This window comes from Acidovorax sp. Q11 (assembly GCF_054950075.1).
In genome coordinates this window covers 187,904-207,548 of record NZ_JBUDZG010000004.1, presented here as the reverse complement: position 1 = coordinate 207,548, position 19,645 = coordinate 187,904, and the positions used below count along the sequence as shown (strand labels likewise).

Sequence of the window (19,645 nt, the reverse complement as noted above, 5' to 3'; positions counted from 1 at the left end):
CAAGTCGCCGGGCCTCTTAGGCCGTGCACGCGTGTGCACGGCTGTTAGCCCCCCGGCAACTTCCCCCCACCCGCCTGCAACTCCGTCTTACGCTGGCTGCTGAAGCTGGTCCCCAGCCAGTACGCACCAATTAGGGCAATCACCCCAAGGAGCGCCGTCACAAACTGCACGCGCAGTTCGCTGCTGTAGTTGTCTGGGTGAACAAACAGCACATCCACGATCAGCCCATACAGCGGCAGCAGCAGCAACAGCGAGATCCAGAACGCCGGGTTGTGCCAAAACCCCTGTGTGCCTGGCTGCAGGTACGCCGCGTTGGCCTCGCGCGCGGCCACAATGCCGCCGCCCACCTCTTCCAACTTGAACCATTGAGCTTCGATGGCCCCGCGCACGGCAGCGGCCGCAGCCGGGTCGCTGCCGATGGTCTCCAGCAGCTCCTGCTCATTGCGCGCGCCAATGGCTTCCTTGGCCGCCGCCACCACGATCTCGGCGGCCTTGATGTTGCGCTCCGAAGTCTCAGAGCCAGACGAGAACAAGCGGCCCAGCTTGGGCACCAGGTCAATCAGGGATGGCAGCACTGCAGCGACAAACGGGGCCATGGGTTGCTCCTTGGAGGGTTGAGGGGTGATGGTGTCGGCGGCCAGCGCCACCGGGTTGATGAAATCGTCCAGCGTGGGCGCCACCTCGGGCGCAGCCGGTGCATACGTCCCGCCGTGGGCCTCGTACTCCTGCCGCGCCCGGGCCATGGTCACCACCGGCTGGCCGTAGGGGCTACCTGGCAGGCTGGCCCACTCGCGGTTGCACTTGCGCACGGCGTCCTCAAAGCGCCCGGCGATCACATCGTCCAGAGCTTTGCGGCCCAGGATCAGCGCCACGGCGCCCAGGTCCTGGTTCATGGGCGAGAAGTCGGCGAAGCCATACTGCTTCACCAGCCCGTCCCAGGTCTTCGACAGGAACTGGTACGCCCCCGCCGCCGTGCTGGTGATGGGCGTGCCCCCCAGCTTGCGGGTGATGGCCCGGCGCGGGTGGTCGGCAAAGTCGTCGGCCGTGCCCGGCTGGCCATCCAGCCCCACCAGGTGGCCACCGCCAAACATCACGCGGTAGCCGTCATCGCCCGCAGTGCCCTCGCCATGCCGCAGCATGCGCAAGAAGGCCTGCACGTTGGCGTCCTGCAGCGCTGCAATCAGCGCAATCGGGTCTTTGGTGCTCATGGTGATCCGCTCGTAAAAAGTGCTTTGAACAGGGTCGCCAGCGCCGCCCACCCGCCGATGGCATACACGATGCCCCCCAGCGCCATGAACAGGCTGGCCTTGCGAAACAACCCCCACAGTCCGCCCAGCACAAACCGACCTGCGTGCTGCGTGGCTTGCTTCTGCAACACCGTCAGCCCCGCAGCCCAGAACGCGGCGGCAGTCTCCTCGGTCATCGCTCCCTTGATGCCCTCGCGCACAGCTGCAGCCATCTTCGACTCCAGCCAGGCGCCGGTCTCCTCGGTCAGCCGCACCTCAGAAGGTGTGGCGGCGCGGCGCTCGGGCCCCGTGTACTCATCAGGTGGCGGCATGCACGCCCCCTGTCCCGACGGGGGTCCGGCTCAGCGCAGCCCACAAGCTGCACGGGTCGAACCGCCAGGCATCCGGCAGGCCCAGCATTGCGGCCACAGCCTCGCTGCACACCCACCGGGCCTTGTCGTGGCCCAGCACGCGGGCGATGAAGCCAGCCAAGCCGAGCAGGTCGTAGCCCTGCCCGTTGTGCGCCTGCAGCCAGTCGCGCGCATCGGCAACACTGCCGCCCACCTCGATCACGTCCCAGTGGGCAGGGTTCAGGGCCATGTGCTTGACGCGCACGCCCCGGTCCATGAACGAGCTGCTGGCGCAAATGGAACGGCCTTGGGCATCGGCACCCAGGATCAGCTCGCAATGGCTGTAGGGGCCACGCAGCCACCAGGCGGTGAGCCGGTTGAACAGGCGCTTGCGGCCTTTGTAGAAAGCGACTTGCATGGATCAGCCCTCCAGGCCCTTGATGTGGCGTTCGTGTTCGACGGTCGGAGTGGTCAGGATGGCCAACTTCTTCGCGGCGGTCATGGGGCCGGAGCCTGGCGCCCAGGGCTGTGCGGCAGGCTGGGCTGTGGCGATCAGCATGTCGATCATTGCGGCCACACGCGGGTCTCGCAGGTCGATGTACTTGCGCACGCCGGTGAGGGTCTGCACGGCCTTGCATGCGCCGTGGTCGCTGGCGGCAATGGCCAGGGCGTCCGTGCCAAAGCGGTCGTAGAACGGGCCCACGTCAACCCACCACAGGCGGGGGTCTGCCTCGGGCTCTACCGGGGCGGGCGGCGCCAGGTAGGGCAGCTCCACCCACTCCACGCCCGTCCAGTTGGCACGAGGCTCGCCCTCCACCTCGGTGAGGGACGTGTTGGCGGGGGCTACCGGCGTGGTGCGCAGGCCCGGCTCTTCGACCTGGCCGATGTACCAGCCCCACAGATCAAACTCAAAGTTCATAGTAAAGCTCCTGTGCAGCCGTGTTGGTCTCCAGCGCTGGCCCCGCCGTCGTGCTGCCGTTGAAGATGAACGAATCCACGCCCGGGCGCTTGCACAGGCCAGGCAGGGTGCCGTCTGTGTTGATGTCGATGTGGGAGCGCCAGGCAATGCCGTTGTGCGTGCTCAAAATCTGAGCCCGCCCCCCAGCAACGGCACTGATGTAGAGGTGCCCGTCTAGCACTGCGTGGAACGGAGAGAGCCCGGTGAAGGAACGTCCCTCCAAGAAGACGCCATAGGCGGCACCCTGCTGCCAGGTGGCGCCGCCATCATCTGAATAGATGGTGGCCAAGGCTGTGCCAGAGATCGCCACGGCCACAAGGCGCGCCCCCACTGCATACACCTGGCTTGGGGCCGCAGGCAACTTGGCCGCCTCGGTGGCGTAGCTCGCAGATGCGGTCCAGGCCGTTGTGTTGGCACTGTATGCCGCTGTACCGGTGCTAGACACCATCGCCCATGCAGCGCCAGTGCTCGCCACTGAGACCCACAATTTCGACTCGGGCATGGTGCGCGCGCCAATGGCGCCTGTCGAATCACACCCATAAACGGTTGTAGTCGGGATGTTCCCGAAGGCAAAGGCAATACCGCCCGCTGCACGGAGCGACCCGTTGCCTCCGCCGGATATCCCGGTGCTCGTGCCCCCGCTCCACGTTGCGCCGTTGTCAGAACTCACGTAGAGGAAGTGGCTGTTGACGCCACTGCTGAAGGAGTGCGCAGCGATGCGCGTGCCGACCGCCGCCACTCCAGCGTTGGTGTTACCCGGAACCGTGCGCTGCGTAAAGGTCACAAGGTCGGGCGAGGTGTAGACGTTGGCTCCAGCCATGCCCGTATACACCGTGCCGTTGTTTGACACTCCCTCCAGAAACAGATTCGCAGGGCTGGTCAGGCCGCGTGGCTTGAAGGGGTTCAGCTGCGCGGTCACCAAACCATTGACGGAGCGGGCACTGCCGGACCAGATGGAGCGCTGGCGCAGGGCTGCGCCCAGGCCAAATTTTCGATTGAACGAGAGCATTACAGCCACCCCCTTGATGCTGTTTTTGTGTAAGTCTTGTCGGCCGTCAGCGAGTCGAGCTGCATGTCGCCAGCATCGTTGTCAAACAGTGAGCCGTTGCGCAGCAGCGTGGGCGTGGTGGCCCCACTGCGGTTGGTTACGCGCACCATTTCCTGGGCCACGGCACCGGCGGGCATGGAGCACACAGCGAGCGGGTGCAGCACGATGTAGTGCACGCCCACCGACAACAGGTGCGGCAAGCCGGTGTCAATGTCCAGCGGCGTGGTGATGTCCTTTTGCGGCATTGAATGCGGCGAGCCCGTCAGGCGCCAGCCAGCGGGGTCGTTGGCGGGGTCTACGGCGCTGGCGGTTACGCCTGCAGGGATGCGGCGGTATGTGAGCATCGAGATGGGGGACCACACCGGGTCGCCCTGGGTGTAGTTGCCCGCCACCCACCGATCAGCACCAGAGAGCACGGCCGCATTCTGCGCACTGACCTCAGCGGCCGCAGCAAGCGACGCAGCGCTGGCGCGGGATTCGTCGGATCGCTCTGCAAACCACCGGGCGGCCCCCGCGTTGTAGGCGACGTTCGCGGTCAGAGCGTTCATCTCGCCAACGAAGGGGCCAGGCGACCCCATGTGCAACCCAAAGGTCAAAGCCTTGCTGTTGTACGTGAAGGTCGCACGGTCTGCAGGCATCGGGAACGGCGGTATGACCGACACCGTAGCGGCTGGTTGAATGTCCATCAGATATTGCCTTTAGCGTTGAGGCTCAGAGAAGCGCCGCCGTAGTCGTCGGCGCGGATGGAGCCAGAGAGAAAACACAGCGTGTTCAAGTAACCGAGATGAGGCAGGCCGGTGGCCTCGAAGGGCACAGCCACGTCTGCGATTTCGTCGAGCACTGCATCGGCATATAGGGCCTGCTGGGCATCGAGAACGACACGGCAGGTCACGTCCCGCGAGCGCGCGGGGCGCACCGTCTGCGTGTAGGTTCCATCGGGCTTGTAGTCGCGGTAGGTGTAGGTCTTTCGCGTCGATTCAGCACCGGGAACCACACCGCCCCACTTCGAATCTCCGATGAGCTGGCGCCAGTCGCCCACCTTGATAACGCCCACCGCAACAGCCCCCCCGCCAGGCGAGGTGATCGTGATGGTGATCTCCGTGTTCAGGGCCAGCGGTATGTCGTCCATGCCAAACTGATCCAGCGCCCGAAGAGGCTGGTACAGCAATTCGTAGAACCCCGCAGCCTGCGCGTACAGGTCACCTGACACGGACTTCAGAACGGCACCACCCGGCCCATCACGGGCCACCATGGAATACGCAGCGCCTTCTGGGCCATAGACCTTTACTCCATTGGCAAAACCGGGCGTTACCACAAAGGTGAGCGTGCCCGTGCCGCGTGCCTTGGTGGACACGTAGTCATCAAACGGCGCCATGCGGTCGGTAGGCCCTTTGCGCAGCCAGTAGCCGGGCGCCTCTGTTTCTGGCGGCGTTGCCCTTCCGGTGTGGTCCCGCACGCAGGACCACACCGAGCCGTTGTAGGTGCGCAGGTCATCGGCCACGTAGGCGGCGCTGGGGACCCACGCCACTTCTCCGTTGGCTGTGTTGGGCTCAGGCACGCTGGTGCCCGCGCCGATCATCGCGGGGGTGATCTTCACGGGCACGAGCACGCGAGCAGCAGTAAGCGGCTTCATGCAATTTCCTTCGCTATTTCTTTCGCAATGGCGCTGGCCAGCGGCGCAACGTTGACGATCTCAGTGCGCGTGCCAATGCCGCCCTCTGTCACCTGGTCGGTGTGGTCCACCATCTGCGGCAGGCCTTCGGTGTTGGCATCAATCGCAGCCAGGCGCACTTGCACCTGGCCGAACTGCATGCGCAACGCCTGCAGCTCTGCCACCACCTCGGCGTTGCCGCCACCCATCGAATAGACGCCCAGGCGGCCGCCCACGTTGGCCAGCGGCAAGATGCCTTCAGACTGCCCGCCCTCCCCCATCTGGCCGATGTTGAAAAACGAGGGTCTGCTGACAATGCCGTTGGTGAATGCACCGCCGGTGGCAAACGCAGGGAGCTGGTCGCGCCAGTGCGTGAAACCGGCCCCCTCCATCAGAGCCACGATGTCTTCGGCTGGCACCTTGAGCGCGCTTGCCATTTCAGCCAGCGACCAGTCGCCCAAGTAGGCATTGGCGCTGATCTGCGCCAGCGCGTGCGGGTCGGCGAAGTTGGTGGAGTCTTTGTAGACCATGCCAACGTAGTCGCGGATGCTCTGGGCTTTGAGTTCAGCCTGGTCGAATCCGCCCCCGCCACCACCACCTCCCCCGCCGATCACGAACGGGCTACCACTGGAACTACCAGAGCCGCCACCGGCTTCAGGCTTCTCGGGCGCCAGCAAGGCCAGCAACTGCATGAAGTAGCCCGACACCGTATCGGTCAGCTCAACGGTGCCATTCACCAGCGCGTCTGCCCTGCGGTCCAGGCTGTCCAGATATTCCAGCTGATCGTTGATGCCCTTGAGCTGCCGTTCCTCGACGCTCAGCTCAAGCACTCCACGGTCTGCCATTTCTTCCAGCTGGCCCCGCAACACCAGTGCATCGCGGTCGCGTTCGAACTGCGACACGTAAGCACCCTTGTCGATGCCGCTACGCGCCGCGCTGATCGCGTCGGACAGGCTTGCATAGTCGGTGACAGACGCTCCGGCGCGAACGCCTGCCAACGCCTGTTCGACATAGACCATGCCCTGCGCGGCCATCATCTGCGCGGTGCTGTCCACCGACAGGGCCAGATCGCGCGCGTTGCTGCGCAGCATCGAGACAACATCAGAGATGCCGCTGATGGTGTCCCGCACCTTCGCAGCCTCATCGTTGAGCGCTGCGCGGTCTTGGGCCAGAGCGCGCTTGAAAGAGCTGTAGATCGAATCCACCGCCGCTTTGTGTTGCTGCTCCAGCTGCTCAGCCAGCGCCCGGGTTGATTCAGCCGCACTGTCGGCGCCAGCCACCACCCCGGCAAAAGCGCCCGACAAAGCCAGCAAGCGAGCAGCCGTGGCCGCACCGCCATCACCCAGCGCTAGCTGGGCTTGCACCATGGCTTTGTATTCGTCGCGCGTGCGCGGCATCTGAAAGCCCAGCTTGGCAAGCTCTGCCGCGACGTTTGCGGTGGCTACCGCAAGACGCTCTTCCTCAGAGAAGAAGTTGGCCACAAAGGTGGACATGTTGGCCGTAAGAGCCTCCACCCCACCAGATGCCTGCGCGAGCTTGGAGATCGCGGCGTCTGCCAGACTGGCGAACGTGGGCATGTACCGCCCGAAGTCCGCAAACACTGCCTTGACGTTGTTGATCTGCGCGACCACGCCCGCCATCTGCTCAATGCTGGCGCCCTCCCCCAATGCGTCCAGCATGGTGGTGGCCCAGCCTGGCAGACCGATGCTGTCCAGGGCCTCACGCACACTGCTGCCCAAGGCGGCCAAGTATTCTTTTTGGCCCTGCTCACCATTGGCGAACTCCTTGGGTGCCCAGCGGCTGGTGCGCGTGTCGTCCCAGTTCAGAATGGTTTCTTCCATCCTGCGGATGAGCAGGCCACCCCAGGCACCGTCTTCACTGGTGTCATCGGCAAAAGCCGTGGCCACGCGGTAGCCACCCTCCTTGCCGAAGGTGGCCGCCGTGCCATCCAGCAGCTGCGTGATGCTTTTTGCCAGGCCTGCGGTGAACTGCTGCGATTGCGCGCTGAAGTCCACGCCCCCGAAGCCCATACCGAAAGCACCATGTGTGGTGCTGTTGGCAGCGCCCGTCGCAGCGCTGTAATCAGACAATGCACCGGTGTGAAACGTGCCGGAGGTGTCCTTGCCAAGCAGGCTGACCAGGGCACCAATGCCCAATGCAATTGGGCCCAACGCGCCTGCAAAGGTGCCCAGGCCGCCCAGGATGTTGCCCGACTGCAGTGCAATGGAGCCTGCAGACATTGCGCCCCCCAGCGTGGTGCCCGCGCCCGACAGGCCCAGGCTGCCCAGCAGGCCGCCAAAGCCGCCCGCCATGCCACCACCAAACGCACCACCCAGACCCGACAGCAGGCTGTAGCCGCTGCCAATGCTGCCGATCCCAGAGAGCAAGCCGCCCCCACCCGTTGCGGCCTGAGCTGCTGCGCCAAAGCCGCCACCGAAGATGCTGGTGCCGATGTTGATCATCCAGCGCCGCACAGTCATCTGATACAGCACATCCAGCACGCTGGCTTTGAGGGTTTGGCCCAGCTTCTTGAAGACGTTGGAGCCGCCCTCGAAGACGTTCACAAACACGTCGTGCGCGGTGCGGTCCACGCTGGACCACATATCCGTCCAGCCGCGCTCTTCGCGCTCGCGCACGTCTTTCTTGGCGATCAAAGCCAGGAGCTTTTCGCGCTCCTCGATCTCGCGACGAACACGCTCCCAGCCATCGCTTCCTTTGCTGTAGCGCGCCTGCTCTTCCAGCTTGCGCGCGATGGCAACGCGCTCCACCGCCTCGGCCAAGCCGATGTTGAGAGAGCGCGCCATTTCAGCAGCCTGCTCTTCGTCCTGCAGGCCAGTGATGCGGTCGCGGATTGCTTTGAGCGTCGCAGCTGCCGCCTCTTCCTGCGCGCGAATGAAGGCATCAATACCATCGGTCTCTTTCTTGCGCGCATCGGCTGCGGCCTGCGAGGCCTTCACGGCATCGTCGAAGGCCTTTTTCATCAGGGGCTGCTGCTCCAGCAACTCCCGCTGCGCGGCCGTGAGGACTTCGAGGCTGATGCCATTGGCGGCATATGCAGCGCTGAGCTTCTCCCACTTCTCCGCGAAGTCCCCACCCAGGCCGGAGTCTTGGGCAAGCAGGCTGGCCGCGAGCTTGGCGCCGTCTTCGGCTTTCTTCTTCGCCTCGTCAGCCGCCTTGTCGGCAGCAGCTTTGGCTTTCTTGGCGGCTTCTTCGCGGGCCTTTTCTTCGGCCAGAAGGTCTTTGCTGACCTTCATGGTGGTAGCGGCAGACACCACTGCCGCATTGCTCTCAGCAGACCATGCCGCCTGCACCGCCGCACTGGTGGCAGACCACCCGGCCGTGACATCCTTCTGCCACTCCTTGCCAATGGCTGAGGCCTGCGCGAAGTCGCCGCGCAGGATGGCCATGACCTGGCCCATGGCAGCGCCGAGGGTTTTGCCCACCGTGGAGAACACCTCAACGATGCCCAGGCCCACGGTGTACAGAATCTTGAGGCTGGCGGCCAGGAAGTCGGCCACGCCCTTGAGCCGGTCGCCCGAGGTCATGGACTCCAGAAACGAGGCCGTCAGGTTGGTGAGCGTGGGCAGCAGCTGCGCGGCAATGCGCGTGCCCACGCCCTGCACGCCCAGGCCCAGCAGTTCCAACGTGTCGTTGAACTGCCCGGCCTGCGCGGCGGTACTGTCTTCGATGACCAGGCCGAGCTTGACGGCCTGATCCATCAACTTGGCGATGCCATCGGACCCGCTATTCAAGAGGGGCACCATCTCGACGCCCGACTTGCCGAAGATTTCGATAGCCAGCGCGGTTTTTGCAGCCCCGTCTTCCAGACTGGTGAATTTGTCGGCTACGTCCAGCAGTACCTCAGTTGTGCCACGCAAGCTGCCATCCGCGTTGCGCGCATTGACACCCAGCGCGCGCAGCCCGGCGTTTCCTTCGGACATCTGGCGCGAGAGCTTGGCCAGGCTGGATGCCATAGCATCGTTGCCCATGCCTGCCTGCTTGTACGCCAGCTGCAACGCCGACAGCTCCCTTGCGCCAACACCCACCCGGCCAGACATTTCATCCAACGCATCGGCCGCATCGATGGCGTTGCGAATGAAGCCCGTGATGGCTGTCATGGACAGGCCCACCCCGAGAAGACCGAGGGCCTTGCCCGCCAGTTCTGCAGCCTTCTGCATCTTGGCAGTGGCGCCCTGCACCACGCTGGCCGCGTTGTCCATGTCCTGGCGCAGGCGTGCCACATTGGCGGCCATCTCAATCGTGAGGGTCGCGATGTTCATGGTCAGTCTCTTCTACGGTGGATTGGCCGCGTCAGTCGGCTAAACAGGGCTTCAAGCCGGGCGTCCACCACGTCGGGGTCTGCCAGCTCTTCAGGGTCGCCATACGGCAAGGTGTCGTCGGTGCCCGTGAGGCTGACGACGTAAGCGCGGGATGCGGCGCGCAGGGCTTCGAACTCCCAGGGCTGCAGCCCAATGCCGCTGCCCTCGCACCAGGCACGGATCTCCAGCGCTGACAGCGGAACAGGCCCCATGGCACCGTGGCCATAGACGCCCATGCGCTGCAGGTAGTCCAGCAGGTAGGGAGCGGTCTGCTCGGGCAATTCGATGCAGCCGCCGTTTTCCTCTACTTGCTCCGCGCGGGTCTTGTCGCTGGGCTTGCCTTCGGCGTCAGGGACACGGCGGGCCGCCCAGCCCAGCTGCTCTGCGGCGAGGGTCAGCTCTTCGCAGATTCCTTGAAGAAGTTTCCCAAGTCGTTCACGTGGGACCGCACCTGGTTGCCGATGTAGTTCAGGCGCGGCTCACGGTAGATGGCAGCTGGCCCGCCGGGGTAAGGGAAGTTTTCGAACTCGGCCGTGATGGCGGTCAGAAACTTGGCGTCGGCCTCGGCGTCGTCTTCGCCGTTCTTCTTCTTGTTTTTGTTGGCACCCATGGCGCGGAACACGCGGGCGGCGCTTTCCTTTTCCATGGCTGCGCGGGCCTTGGCGTATTCGTCGGTGGCGGGGCCAAAGAGCAGCACGGCCACGGGCTTGCCGTCCCACAGCATGGGGGCGCCGTTGGGCAGCTCCAGTTCCAGGCGGCTGGTGGTGTCCAGCAGGAACGCGGAAAAGTCGGATGCAGCTGCTGCAGTGGTGGTGGTCTTGGTCATGGTTCGTCTTTCGCAGGGATGAAACAAAAAAGCCGCGCTGTGCACACGTGTGCACTGCAGCGGCCGGGATGTGCCCGTGCCCCAGCCCGCCCACCCCTGCGAAGGGTGAAACGGGCCGGAGTCGGTGCGGGGGTGCCTTCTAGGCGAAGGTCAGGGGGTCTTTTCCAGCGCGGCCACTTCGTCGCCGCTCGCCAGAAAGATGGGGTTGAGTTCCACGGTGATGGTGGAACTGGTCATGTCATTGGCGCCGCCGATGTTGATGGGGAACGACGTGACCTGGCCACGCACCCAGAAGGTGCGGCCGTTCTGCAAGGTGATTTCAAACGAGTAGTCGTCATCGCTGTCCAGCGCTTCCTCGCAGCGGTCCTGGCCAGCACTGCCCTTCAGGATGTCCACTTGGATGGAGAGCGTGCCCGCGTTGAATGTGCCCTTGCGCTTTTCTTCGCCACGCTGCGAGAGGTACTGGTTTGCGATGAGCTGGAACTTCTTGCCGAACTCGCCCGCGTTCTTGATCTTGCCGATCTTGCCAAAGAGCTGGGCGACAAAGCCCGCCTGATCCCAGGTGGCCGGTGCGCCAGATGCGATGCCGATGGTGGTGCCAGCAGAGCTGTGCGTTTTGGGTGCGGTTGCCATTGCGGTTGCCTTCCTATAAAAAAAACCCGCAATGCGCGGGCATGAAAAAGCCGCCGGGATCACTCCAGGCGGCACGCCTTGTGGGGCCCTGCGAGGGGCCTATGTGTCGAATGTCACCAGGTAGTCAGCCGGGCGCGTCCACGCGCCGGTGAGCTGGTCCTGGTCAACGCCTGCGCGGCCTTCGGACTGCACGCGGATGACGCGCTTGCCCGCCATCACCTGGCCCCGCACGGGCAGCACCGCGTCTGCCACGGCCTTGTGGATCTGGTTGACGGTGGGCATGTCCATCGCCAGCGGGTTGATCTGCAGGCGGAACACCGACACACCGGACTCATCGTCCAAATACGGGGAGTCGGTGGATGTGATCACCTGGTACACCAGCGCAGGAAAATCGGTGCCCTGCGGCAGCTGCCTGAGCGCGCACCGGTCCCCGACCAGGGCGGCAATGCCGGGGGCCTGCAGCAGGGCCTCGGCAATCAATACATCGGCATCCACATCGGTCATTGCCGCTATCTCCCCTGTTTGGCTATTTCTTTGGGTAGCCGGTTTGCGATGTAGTCCCGCACAACCGTGAGGGCCTGCGTGTTTGCTGAGTCGAACGCGGGGCGCATGAAGGGCTTGGATGCAGCGCCAGGGTGCAACACGCTGGGGCCCACATACCGATCACCGATGCGCAGCGCGCCGCTCTTAAGCATCTGGTTCATCTTCTTGATCGAAACGTCCCGCGTGCCCCGGCGCGTCTTGCGCTGCACCTTCTCCGTGACGGCAATCAAGTGCTGCGCCGTACCGAACTCGACCATGTGGGCGTAGAACGCCTTGGCGTTGCCCGCCACCAGGTGCATGCGCACCCAGCCATATTTCTGGCTGCGGCTTTTGAAGCTGATGCGGATGCTGTCGCGCAGGTCACCTTGTGCAACCGGCACGTTTGCGCGTGCGGCTTCAAGCAACACTTTCTGACCAGCGCGCAGGGCGCCGCGCATCACGTTGCCTTCAATCTTGCCGGGCAGCTCCTGCAGGGTCTTGTGCAACTCGGACAGCCCTCCAATGCTGAATTCGGAAGCCATCACAGCACCTTGATGCGCATGCCGTGGCGGGCCACGAAGCGCGCGATCTTGTCTGCGTTGGGCTGCAAACCGTGCAGCATTGCGAACACCACACAGGCCGCAATGTACGGCCGCACCCACCAGGCGGTGCGGACTTGGATAACTACAGTTTTAGTGGCCATCTGCGCCCCCTTCCGAGCAATCAAAAATCAGCAGCTCGTTGGCTTCGTCACGGTTGCGTGGCAGGCCAACGATGTTGAAAGTGCGGGCGCCGAACACAATGCGCCACTTACCGGTGGCCACAGCCAGCGCACGGTGGTAGCCGGTTTCGACCACATGGGTCTGACCGCTTTGCATCTGGAATGCAGCCACGCGCTCGTTGCTGCCTGCGGGGCGGATGCGCACCCAGGCGTCCTTCACCAGAGTCCAGCCGGGCTGGCGGTGGCCAAACGCTGCCTTCGCATCCGAGGGCTGCTCGAACCGCACGCGCTTATCAAACTTTCCTGCCTGCAACACGATGGACTCCTAGAAGCGAGGGGGCACGGTGATCTCGGCCAGCATGTGGTCCAGGAACGAACTGGGCAGCTCTGCCACGATGGTCCCGGTGACAAGCGATTCACGCTGCGCATACACGGTGCCGATGTGCATCAGCAGCCAGTTGCGCACGCCGGGATACGCATTGAGGTCGGCCCCGGCCTTGTAGGTGATGCGCAGCAGGCCTGCGGGGCGCCCCTCGGGGAACGACACGAACGACTCGCGCTGTTCCCTGCGAAGCACCACAGGCGCGGTGATCGGGGTGGCTGTGCCATCGGGCGCAAGCACCTCGACCGACTCCACCTCAAAGGCCTGCCCTGTATCCAGCGCATCGCCCGATAGGCGGTGCACCGGCCAGTGCTCGACATAGCGGGCCTCTCGAATGGCCGCGCCGGTGCGGGATTCGCACTGGGCAACCACGCCGGGGATCACGATGTTCTCCAGCAGGTCGCTTTCCAGCAGCACCGCGTCGTTGCGCCGCCAGGTGGCAATGTCCTGCGGGGTCAGCACAGGGGCGCCTGTGTACGCGATGCGCTGTGCCATGGCTTAGGGGCGGTCGTCGTTGTCGGCGCTGCCACCTGTGCCAGCTGCGGCCGCAGTGGCATCCGTCTGGCTACCGTCAACGCCAGCGGGGTTGCTGGTGTCTGCATTACCCGCACCGGGGTCTGCCGAGCCGCCCGGTGTGCCGCCTTCAGCAGGCCCAGGTGCGGGCGCTGTTGCATCGGTCTTGCCGCGCTTGGTGCTGGCCGGTTGCCGCTGTGCGGGCTGCTTGGCCGGGGTTTGTGTGGCCGAGGCATTGTCGCCCTGGGCCGCGTATTCCTCGGCCACCTTGGACTTGACCAGCTGCTCGGCCACCTTTTCGTCGAAGCCTGCAATCTCGCCTGCGCTGTAGCCGCGCCAGGCGAGCACGAACTTCACTGCGCGCTTTTCTGTAGTGCTCATGGCACCCCCTATGAAAATGAGTTTGGGAGCTGTGCACACGTGTGCACAGCGGGGAATGAATCAACCGTTCAGGGTGGCCACGCTCAGGCGAGCATGGTGTCGCCCCAGGTGACCTGCTTGGCCACCACGATGGACTCGACGTGGCGCGGGCCAATGTCGTGCTTGGCGATCACGCGCACCAGCGTCTGGTCGCGCTGGAAGGCGCTGACCGTGTTGCCCGCGCCGTCCTTGTAGGAGGCCTCGTTGCTGTAAGCGATCACCAGCTGCTGGTCTTCACCGATGTAGATGTCGGCAAAGTTCACAAAGTAGATTTCCGATTCGTTGGCGCCTACGCCCAGGTTGATCGGGATCTGCGTGGTGAGCGCAAACCGGTAGCCCTTGAGCATGCCTTGCTCGATTTCTGGATAGGCCTTGTTGCCGTTGCCGTCGCGCAGGGAGCCCAGCCAGCGGATGGTGCGGGGCGCCATGAGCCAACCGCTGCCGCCGAGCTGCACATTGGCGTTTTCCAGCCGCAGGATCATGCCCGAGAGGAAGGTCTCCACCTGCTGCAGCGTGGGCGCTGCCGGGGCGTTGATCAGGTTGCCGGGCAGCACCCAGTGGCGGAAACCCTTGGGCAGGTAACCCGAGCCGTCAGCGCGGATAAAGTGCAGGTCCTCCGACAGGCCCATGCTCACGGTCAGGTCATTTGCTACCACCTGGTCCACGCGCGGGCTGATACCTGCATTGGCCAGCAAGTCGTTGCTGATAGGCACGATGGCCGCAGCCTTCTTGGCCGACAGCTTGAGGTCACCAAACGCCATGTCCGACACTGCAATGTCGGTTTCCGTTCCGAGGTACGTGACCGATGTATTGCCCAGGATGCGCGGGATGGTCATGTTGCCGTTGTTCAGCGGAACACTGATGGCCCCCATGCGGCGCACCACCGATGCGGGGCGCAGGGCCTCGATCAGCTCGCTGGCAAAGTTGGTGGGGACCAGGACGCCCCCGGCGCCAGCGGTGACGGTGGACAGGGCCATGGCCACGTCCTGGCCGTAGCCGCTCGATGCGGCCAGGCTGGCGGCTTGCTGCTGGTTGCCTTGCGACATGGCCAACAGGCGCACCATCTGTGCCATCTTGGCGCCGCGCGGGGCGTTGTCCGTCACGGTGATGTGCGCAGGCGGGCTGGCGATGCCCTGTGCGGATTCGTTGACGGGCACCGCTGCGGCCGCTTGCATGCGCTCTGCGGCCTCGGCGCGGGTGAGCTTGGCCGACAGGTCGGCAATCTCGGTTTCGATCTGGCCGAAGCGGGTCAGCTCTTCGGCACTCAGGCTACCGCCGTCGGCCTCTTTCTTGGCAAGCGCCTGCAGCTCTTCATTCAGCTTGGCGCGTTCGCTGCGAAGTTTCAACACTTGGGACATTGCATGCCTCCTTGGGGCAAAAAAAAGCCCGCTTGACGCGGGCGGGGTTGACTGCCGCGAACGCGGTCAGATCTGGGACTGCACCAGGGCGGCCCTGGCGCGAACGGATACACGGGCGCCACGGCGCTGGGCGCGGCTGTCGGCAACGGCGCGGGCGATGTCGTCTACGGCGTCCTGCGGGGCCTGCAGGCGGTCTGCCAGGCCTGCGCGGATAGCCGCCTCGCCCCGGTACAGGCCCGCCTCGGTGGCGCGCACTGCAGCGGCGGACATGCCCCGGTAGTCAGCGATGGCTGACACGAACATTTCATAGCCGTCGTTCACCAGCTCGGTGAGCACCTTGAGCGACTGTTCCGACAGCGGCTCGTGCGGGGTAAGGTCGTTTTTGTGGGCGCCCGCGTACACGGTGGTGACTTTGACGCCCTGCTTTTCGTTGAGGGCCGACCGGTCCAGGTGGGAGGCGATGACGCCGATGGAGCCGACCCCGCTGGTGCGGCTTACCACCACATCGGTGCAGGCCGCCGCCAGCAGGTATCCGCCGCTGTAGGCCGAAAAGTTCACCACCGCTGTGATGGGCTTGATGGCGGCCAGCTTGCGGATCTCTGCAGCCGCCTCGAAAGCGCCTGCAACAGAGCCGCCATTGCTGTCGATGTCCAGCACTGTGCGCTCCACCAACGGGTCGTTGGTGGCCTGTCGGGCCATGGCCACCAGCCCCTCATAGCTGGTCATGGTCTCACAGGCGTTGATATGGGCTGCGCGGGGCACCAGCACGCCATGCACTGGGATCACTGCCACACCCGTGGCGGCCGAGCTGCCGTGGCGCCCGCCCTCCACTTCCATGCGCCCGCCGCCCTCGTTGTCGTCCATGCGCATGGCTGGGCCCGCGTGGATGTTGATGATGTTCAGGCCCATCACCTGATTGGCCCAGCGTACGCCCAGTTCCAACAGGTCGGGCGTGGCAAGCAGCGGCTGGTTGAACAGCAGTGCCGATGTGCGGATATGGCTTTTCATTGCTCCAGCATCCTTTCAATCTCCAGCTTGGTCTGTTGCAGCTGGGCCCGCGTGCGGGGGTTGGTGGCGTCTGCGAAGACGCCTTTGGTTGCATCCACCATGTTGAGCGGCTGCAGGTAGGTGTCACCGCCTTGCACGGGCGGCATGTTCTCCAGGCGGCGGATGTCGTTGACCGACAGCCAGCCCCACTGGCGCCCGATGGCGTAGGCCTCATACCGGGTCTTCTGGTCGCCGCGCAGCAGGCCCGACAGGTTGAACTCGATGTAGTAGCCCTTGCGGTCTTCTGCCAGCAGGAAGTCGCGCATCATCGATTGCTCGTGACGCTTGACCCAGGGCAGCAGGCCGAACACCACGAACATGATCAGCAGCTGCTCGACCGTGTTGTAGTTCGCTCCGTCCAGGTCGTTGACCATGGGCAGCGGGATCTTGTAGATCCGTGCGATGTCAGCGCCCGAGAGCTTCAGGATGTTGACTACCTCGGCGTCCACGTTGGACATCGAAATGGGCTTGAACGTCATGCCCTCCTGCAGCAGCGCAATTTTCTTGGCGTTGTCGATGCCGCCGTACTTCTGGCCCCACTGGTCGATGATCTTGTCGATAGTCCCCTGGTCTTTGATCGGGGACGATTCCTTGGGCCGCTCAATCACACCCGACACCGTGGCGCCATTGGCGAACGACTTGCCGGTGTACTGCCGAACGGCCTGCGACAGGCCCACCGCCTCGGCGTGCAGCTCAATGGGCGACAGGCCCACATAGCCGCCATGGCTGACCCACCGCACGTGATGCACCAGGCGCATCGGCAGCGGGTCCGCAACACCGGAAATGCGGTAGTACGGCAGCAGGTCGGGACCCTTGAGCACCTGCACCTTGTCGGTGCCCAGCGGCCACAAGGCCTTGACGTGGCCATCCTCGCCACGCTCTATGAACTCATACCCGTTGCCGCGCAGGCCTGCGGCCATCTGCAGCAGCTCGGTACGCTCGTAGGGCGTCTGGAACGGGTTGGGCTGGTAGCGCAACACGTCATAGGCCGGGTAGTTGATGGCCGGTGTGCGCTGGGCACCGGTGGCCTCACCGCTGCGCTGGTAGATCTCGCACGGCAGCTGGGCCAAGGTTTCAGCCAGCAGCGTGACGCAGTTCTGCAGGATGGGCTGCGCGAGCGCAGATTCCGGCGTGACGCGCACGCCTGTGCTGCTGCCGCCCCCGCCCAGGAAGGTGCGCCAGAAGCCGCCCCCGCTGTCGGACACGCTGCCCGCTTCACCGCTGGCAAGCAGTTGGGAAAAGAACATGGGTCAGCCCTTCGCCCGAGCGGCTGCAGCTGCAGCACGATCAAGCAGGAAGGCGTACGCCACCAGGGCCACGCCAGCGATGATCAACGCGGCAGGGATATGGACCATGGCCACCCCTGCCACCACGAGTGCAAAGCCCAGCAGGCCCAGCACGAACGACAGAAGCACCAGCTTCATAAACCTACCCCTTCCTTTTCATAGACGGACTTCCCGCTGCCGGGGCGCCCGCCGCTGCTGATACCGGCGGCCATGACGCCCGCCACGATGCCGTCGATGCGGCCAATGGACTTGGACTTGTCCACCTTGCGGTTGTTGGCTGGGTCACTGACCACCACGGCGTTGCCTGCGCACCAGGTCATCACCGGGTTGCCGTCGTGCCGCAGCGTTTCCACCTCCACGTCCAGGGGCTGGCCATCTTCTGCAAGTGGCGCCACGCCGAGCAGGCGGCGCTCGAATTCGTCAACGGCCGGGCCCATGTCCTGGTAGCCCTGGCCGAAGCGCTCCAGCGGCGGCAGCGATATGCCGTGTTCCACCATCAGCATCTGCAGGTCTTCAATGCGCCAGCGGTCAAACGCGATCTTGCGCACGTCGAAGAAACTGCAGATCTTGACCAGGCGGCGCAGCACATGCAGCTTGCTGATGGCCCGGCCCGGCGTGGTCTCCAGCCACTTTTCCTTGATCCACAACCGATAGGGCACGCGGTCGGTTTCCTCGCGCTTGTCCAGGTCGTGATCCGGAATCCAGAAATACGGCATCACGCGCCAGTGCGGGTCTTCCACCGTGGGGAAGAACATCAGCACGAACGCCGTCAGGTCGGTGGTGCTGGACAGGTCCAGGCCACCCACTGCAGGCCGATTGCGCAGCAGCGACATCGGCACGCGCTCCTGCCCCTGGCTCCACACCTGCCAGCTGATCCAGGGCGCTTCAGCCTGCGTCCATTCGCAGAAGTTCAGGCGCCTTACCAGGGCCTCCTGCGCGGGCGCCCCGCGTGCCTGGTTGATCTGCTCGCGCAGGTAGCGGCGGCCGGGGATGCCGTCCAGCTGGCCGTGCGCACGGTAGTCCAGACTGGGGTTGACCTTGGGCCAGCAGGCTTCGTCTTCAAACGGGTCTTCGCCTTCGTCCAGGTTGCAGATGAACGCAAACAGCGTGTCGTCAGGGAACTCCCCCCGGCACACGCGCACGCCCAGGTCGTGGTACGTGCCGCAGATCGTTTTCTTGTCGCTGCCGCTGTTGGTGATCATCAACAGCAGCGCGCGCCGCCGCGACTTGCGCCCGGCCCGCATCATGTTCACCACCGTGGGCGTCTTGTGCTCGTGCACTTCGTCCACCAGGCCGATGTGCGGGCGCGGCCCCGACTGGCCCTCATCCGCACTGATGGTGCGAAAGAAACTGTTGGTGTTGCTGTAGAACAGGTTCCACACCTTTTCATCGCGCCCCGAGCGCACCAGGCGCGCGCTCAGCAGCGGCGACAGGTCCACCATGGCCACCGCATCGCGAAACAGGATCTGTGCCTGGTCGCGCTTTGTGGCGGCGGCGTAGATCTCGGCGCGCTGCTCACCATCTGACACCAGCCCATACAGCCCAATGCCTGCGGCCAATGGAGACTTGCCGGAACCCTTGGCGGTCTCGATGTACGCGGTATTGAACCGGCGGAATCCCTCGACCGTGTACCAGCCGAAGATGCAGCCCACCACGAAGGCCTGCCACGGGGCAAGCAGAAACGGCTTCTCTTCGTACTCCCCGCCGTTGAGCTTCAGCACATCCTCAAAGAAGCCGATAGCGTGGTCGGCCTTGTCCTGCATCCACACCAGGCCGCGCTCGTGCCCGTTCGCACGGTCTTGCAGCTGGCGCCGCGCCGCGTCCCGAACTGCCGGACCCGCAACGATGGCGCCGCTAAGCACCTGGTGGCAAAAATCGGAAACGCGGTCAGTTGAAATAGCGTGCTGCGGCCTTTTCATGTTCGTTGGGGAACAGCGTTCCCTGCGGCGCAGTCGCCACCGTCTTCATCGTGCGGCGCGCAAGCGGTGTGAAGCCGAAGCCCGCGCCAGCGGCATTCGCGCGTTTTTCTGCATCGTTGGCCAGCTGGCGCCAGATGCTGATCTGCTTGGCACCGGTGGCGAAGGTCTGCACATCGCCAGCGTCGTCCTGGCGCTTGTTCTCCGCTGCAATGCGCTCGCGGAATTTCTCGTAGTCGGCCACGGCCTCGCAGTAGGTGGCCAGCGCCACACGGTCCAGGCGGTGCACCCAGCCGAGCAGCAGCAGGTCGGGCACCACGCGGTCCCATTCCTTCGACGCGCGCTCACTCAACCAGGCGGGCTTCGGCGGCTCACTGGCCGCGATCTGCTGCTCTTCGGCCTTCTTGGCCAGGGCGTCTTTACCCAGCTTGCTGGGATCGCCGCGCAGATGGTGCATGAAAGCCGGATC

At 64.6% G+C, this 19,645-nt stretch carries 23 protein-coding genes; all 23 read right to left on the bottom strand.

Translation table 11 applies throughout. From position 1 onward, the window contains the following. Positions 1 to 44: 44 nt before the first annotated feature. The 23 genes from ACYZGB_RS05850 to ACYZGB_RS05740 all read right to left on the bottom strand — a co-directional run bounded on the left by ACYZGB_RS05850 (position 45) and on the right by ACYZGB_RS05740 (position 19,633). Positions 45 to 1,208: a glycoside hydrolase family 24 protein gene (locus ACYZGB_RS05850; RefSeq protein WP_462387303.1), complete on the bottom strand. Its 1,164-nt coding sequence runs from the start codon at positions 1,206 to 1,208 to the stop codon at positions 45 to 47. After that, complete coding sequence (locus ACYZGB_RS05845; RefSeq protein WP_462387302.1) at positions 1,205 to 1,558, bottom strand: hypothetical protein; 354 nt, start codon at positions 1,556 to 1,558, stop codon at positions 1,205 to 1,207. The genes ACYZGB_RS05850 and ACYZGB_RS05845 overlap by 4 nt, the downstream gene beginning before the upstream one ends. Beyond that, positions 1,545 to 1,994, bottom strand: a complete 450-nt coding sequence (locus tag ACYZGB_RS05840) for a hypothetical protein (RefSeq protein ID WP_462387301.1) — start codon at positions 1,992 to 1,994, stop codon at positions 1,545 to 1,547. Before ACYZGB_RS05840 ends, ACYZGB_RS05845 begins: the two co-directional genes overlap by 14 nt. Positions 1,995 to 1,997: 3 nt before the next feature. Then, on the bottom strand, positions 1,998 to 2,495 hold the full coding sequence (locus ACYZGB_RS05835) for a hypothetical protein (RefSeq protein ID WP_462387300.1): 498 nt from the start codon (positions 2,493 to 2,495) through the stop codon (positions 1,998 to 2,000). Further along, positions 2,485 to 3,543, bottom strand: coding sequence for a hypothetical protein (locus ACYZGB_RS05830; protein WP_462387299.1), 1,059 nt, complete (start codon positions 3,541 to 3,543; stop codon positions 2,485 to 2,487). The genes ACYZGB_RS05835 and ACYZGB_RS05830 overlap by 11 nt, the downstream gene beginning before the upstream one ends. Continuing rightward, a complete protein-coding gene (locus ACYZGB_RS05825; RefSeq protein WP_462387298.1) occupies positions 3,543 to 4,268 on the bottom strand; it encodes a hypothetical protein in 726 nt (241 codons plus the stop codon). The genes ACYZGB_RS05830 and ACYZGB_RS05825 overlap by 1 nt, the downstream gene beginning before the upstream one ends. Continuing rightward, positions 4,268 to 5,215, bottom strand: a complete 948-nt coding sequence (locus tag ACYZGB_RS05820; protein ID WP_462387297.1) for a hypothetical protein — start codon at positions 5,213 to 5,215, stop codon at positions 4,268 to 4,270. Before ACYZGB_RS05820 ends, ACYZGB_RS05825 begins: the two co-directional genes overlap by 1 nt. Continuing rightward, on the bottom strand, positions 5,212 to 9,513 hold the full coding sequence (locus ACYZGB_RS05815) for a hypothetical protein (protein WP_462387295.1): 4,302 nt from the start codon (positions 9,511 to 9,513) through the stop codon (positions 5,212 to 5,214). The genes ACYZGB_RS05820 and ACYZGB_RS05815 overlap by 4 nt, the downstream gene beginning before the upstream one ends. Before the next feature lie 2 nt (positions 9,514 to 9,515). After that, positions 9,516 to 9,833 carry a hypothetical protein gene (locus tag ACYZGB_RS05810; RefSeq protein ID WP_462387293.1) on the bottom strand — a complete coding sequence of 106 codons (318 nt, stop codon included), beginning with the start codon at positions 9,831 to 9,833 and terminating at the stop codon, positions 9,516 to 9,518. Between the two features lie 113 nt (positions 9,834 to 9,946). After that, positions 9,947 to 10,378 (bottom strand): hypothetical protein, encoded by a 432-nt coding sequence (locus tag ACYZGB_RS05805; protein WP_462387292.1) that lies wholly within the window; start codon positions 10,376 to 10,378, stop codon positions 9,947 to 9,949. 150 nt (positions 10,379 to 10,528) lie between these two features. After that, positions 10,529 to 11,011: a hypothetical protein gene (locus tag ACYZGB_RS05800; protein WP_462387291.1), complete on the bottom strand. Its 483-nt coding sequence runs from the start codon at positions 11,009 to 11,011 to the stop codon at positions 10,529 to 10,531. A gap of 99 nt (positions 11,012 to 11,110) precedes the next feature. After that, positions 11,111 to 11,515, bottom strand: a complete 405-nt coding sequence (gene gp17, locus ACYZGB_RS05795) for a tail completion protein gp17 (protein ID WP_462387289.1) — start codon at positions 11,513 to 11,515, stop codon at positions 11,111 to 11,113. 5 nt (positions 11,516 to 11,520) lie between these two features. Next, positions 11,521 to 12,075, bottom strand: a complete 555-nt coding sequence (locus tag ACYZGB_RS05790; protein ID WP_462387288.1) for an HK97-gp10 family putative phage morphogenesis protein — start codon at positions 12,073 to 12,075, stop codon at positions 11,521 to 11,523. Further along, positions 12,075 to 12,236, bottom strand: a complete 162-nt coding sequence (locus tag ACYZGB_RS05785; protein WP_462387287.1) for a hypothetical protein — start codon at positions 12,234 to 12,236, stop codon at positions 12,075 to 12,077. Before ACYZGB_RS05785 ends, ACYZGB_RS05790 begins: the two co-directional genes overlap by 1 nt. Beyond that, positions 12,226 to 12,570, bottom strand: a complete 345-nt coding sequence (locus tag ACYZGB_RS05780) for a phage head closure protein (RefSeq protein WP_462387286.1) — start codon at positions 12,568 to 12,570, stop codon at positions 12,226 to 12,228. The genes ACYZGB_RS05785 and ACYZGB_RS05780 overlap by 11 nt, the downstream gene beginning before the upstream one ends. 9 nt (positions 12,571 to 12,579) lie before the next feature. Then, complete coding sequence (locus tag ACYZGB_RS05775; RefSeq protein ID WP_462387284.1) at positions 12,580 to 13,131, bottom strand: hypothetical protein; 552 nt, start codon at positions 13,129 to 13,131, stop codon at positions 12,580 to 12,582. Between the two features lie 3 nt (positions 13,132 to 13,134). Continuing rightward, positions 13,135 to 13,530 carry a hypothetical protein gene (locus ACYZGB_RS05770; RefSeq protein ID WP_462387283.1) on the bottom strand — a complete coding sequence of 132 codons (396 nt, stop codon included), beginning with the start codon at positions 13,528 to 13,530 and terminating at the stop codon, positions 13,135 to 13,137. Positions 13,531 to 13,613: 83 nt separating this feature from the next. After that, positions 13,614 to 14,927, bottom strand: a complete 1,314-nt coding sequence (locus ACYZGB_RS05765) for a phage major capsid protein (protein WP_462387282.1) — start codon at positions 14,925 to 14,927, stop codon at positions 13,614 to 13,616. A 66-nt stretch (positions 14,928 to 14,993) separates the two neighbouring features. Beyond that, complete coding sequence (locus tag ACYZGB_RS05760; protein ID WP_462387281.1) at positions 14,994 to 15,935, bottom strand: S49 family peptidase; 942 nt, start codon at positions 15,933 to 15,935, stop codon at positions 14,994 to 14,996. After that, positions 15,932 to 17,221 carry a phage portal protein gene (locus tag ACYZGB_RS05755; protein ID WP_462387279.1) on the bottom strand — a complete coding sequence of 430 codons (1,290 nt, stop codon included), beginning with the start codon at positions 17,219 to 17,221 and terminating at the stop codon, positions 15,932 to 15,934. The genes ACYZGB_RS05760 and ACYZGB_RS05755 overlap by 4 nt, the downstream gene beginning before the upstream one ends. Positions 17,222 to 17,224: 3 nt before the next feature. Further along, positions 17,225 to 17,398 carry a hypothetical protein gene (locus ACYZGB_RS05750; protein ID WP_462387278.1) on the bottom strand — a complete coding sequence of 58 codons (174 nt, stop codon included), beginning with the start codon at positions 17,396 to 17,398 and terminating at the stop codon, positions 17,225 to 17,227. Continuing rightward, on the bottom strand, positions 17,395 to 19,179 hold the full coding sequence (locus tag ACYZGB_RS05745) for a terminase large subunit (protein ID WP_462387277.1): 1,785 nt from the start codon (positions 19,177 to 19,179) through the stop codon (positions 17,395 to 17,397). Before ACYZGB_RS05745 ends, ACYZGB_RS05750 begins: the two co-directional genes overlap by 4 nt. Continuing rightward, a complete protein-coding gene (locus ACYZGB_RS05740) occupies positions 19,148 to 19,633 on the bottom strand; it encodes a phage terminase small subunit P27 family (protein WP_462387276.1) in 486 nt (161 codons plus the stop codon). The genes ACYZGB_RS05745 and ACYZGB_RS05740 overlap by 32 nt, the downstream gene beginning before the upstream one ends. Positions 19,634 to 19,645 lie beyond the last annotated feature (12 nt).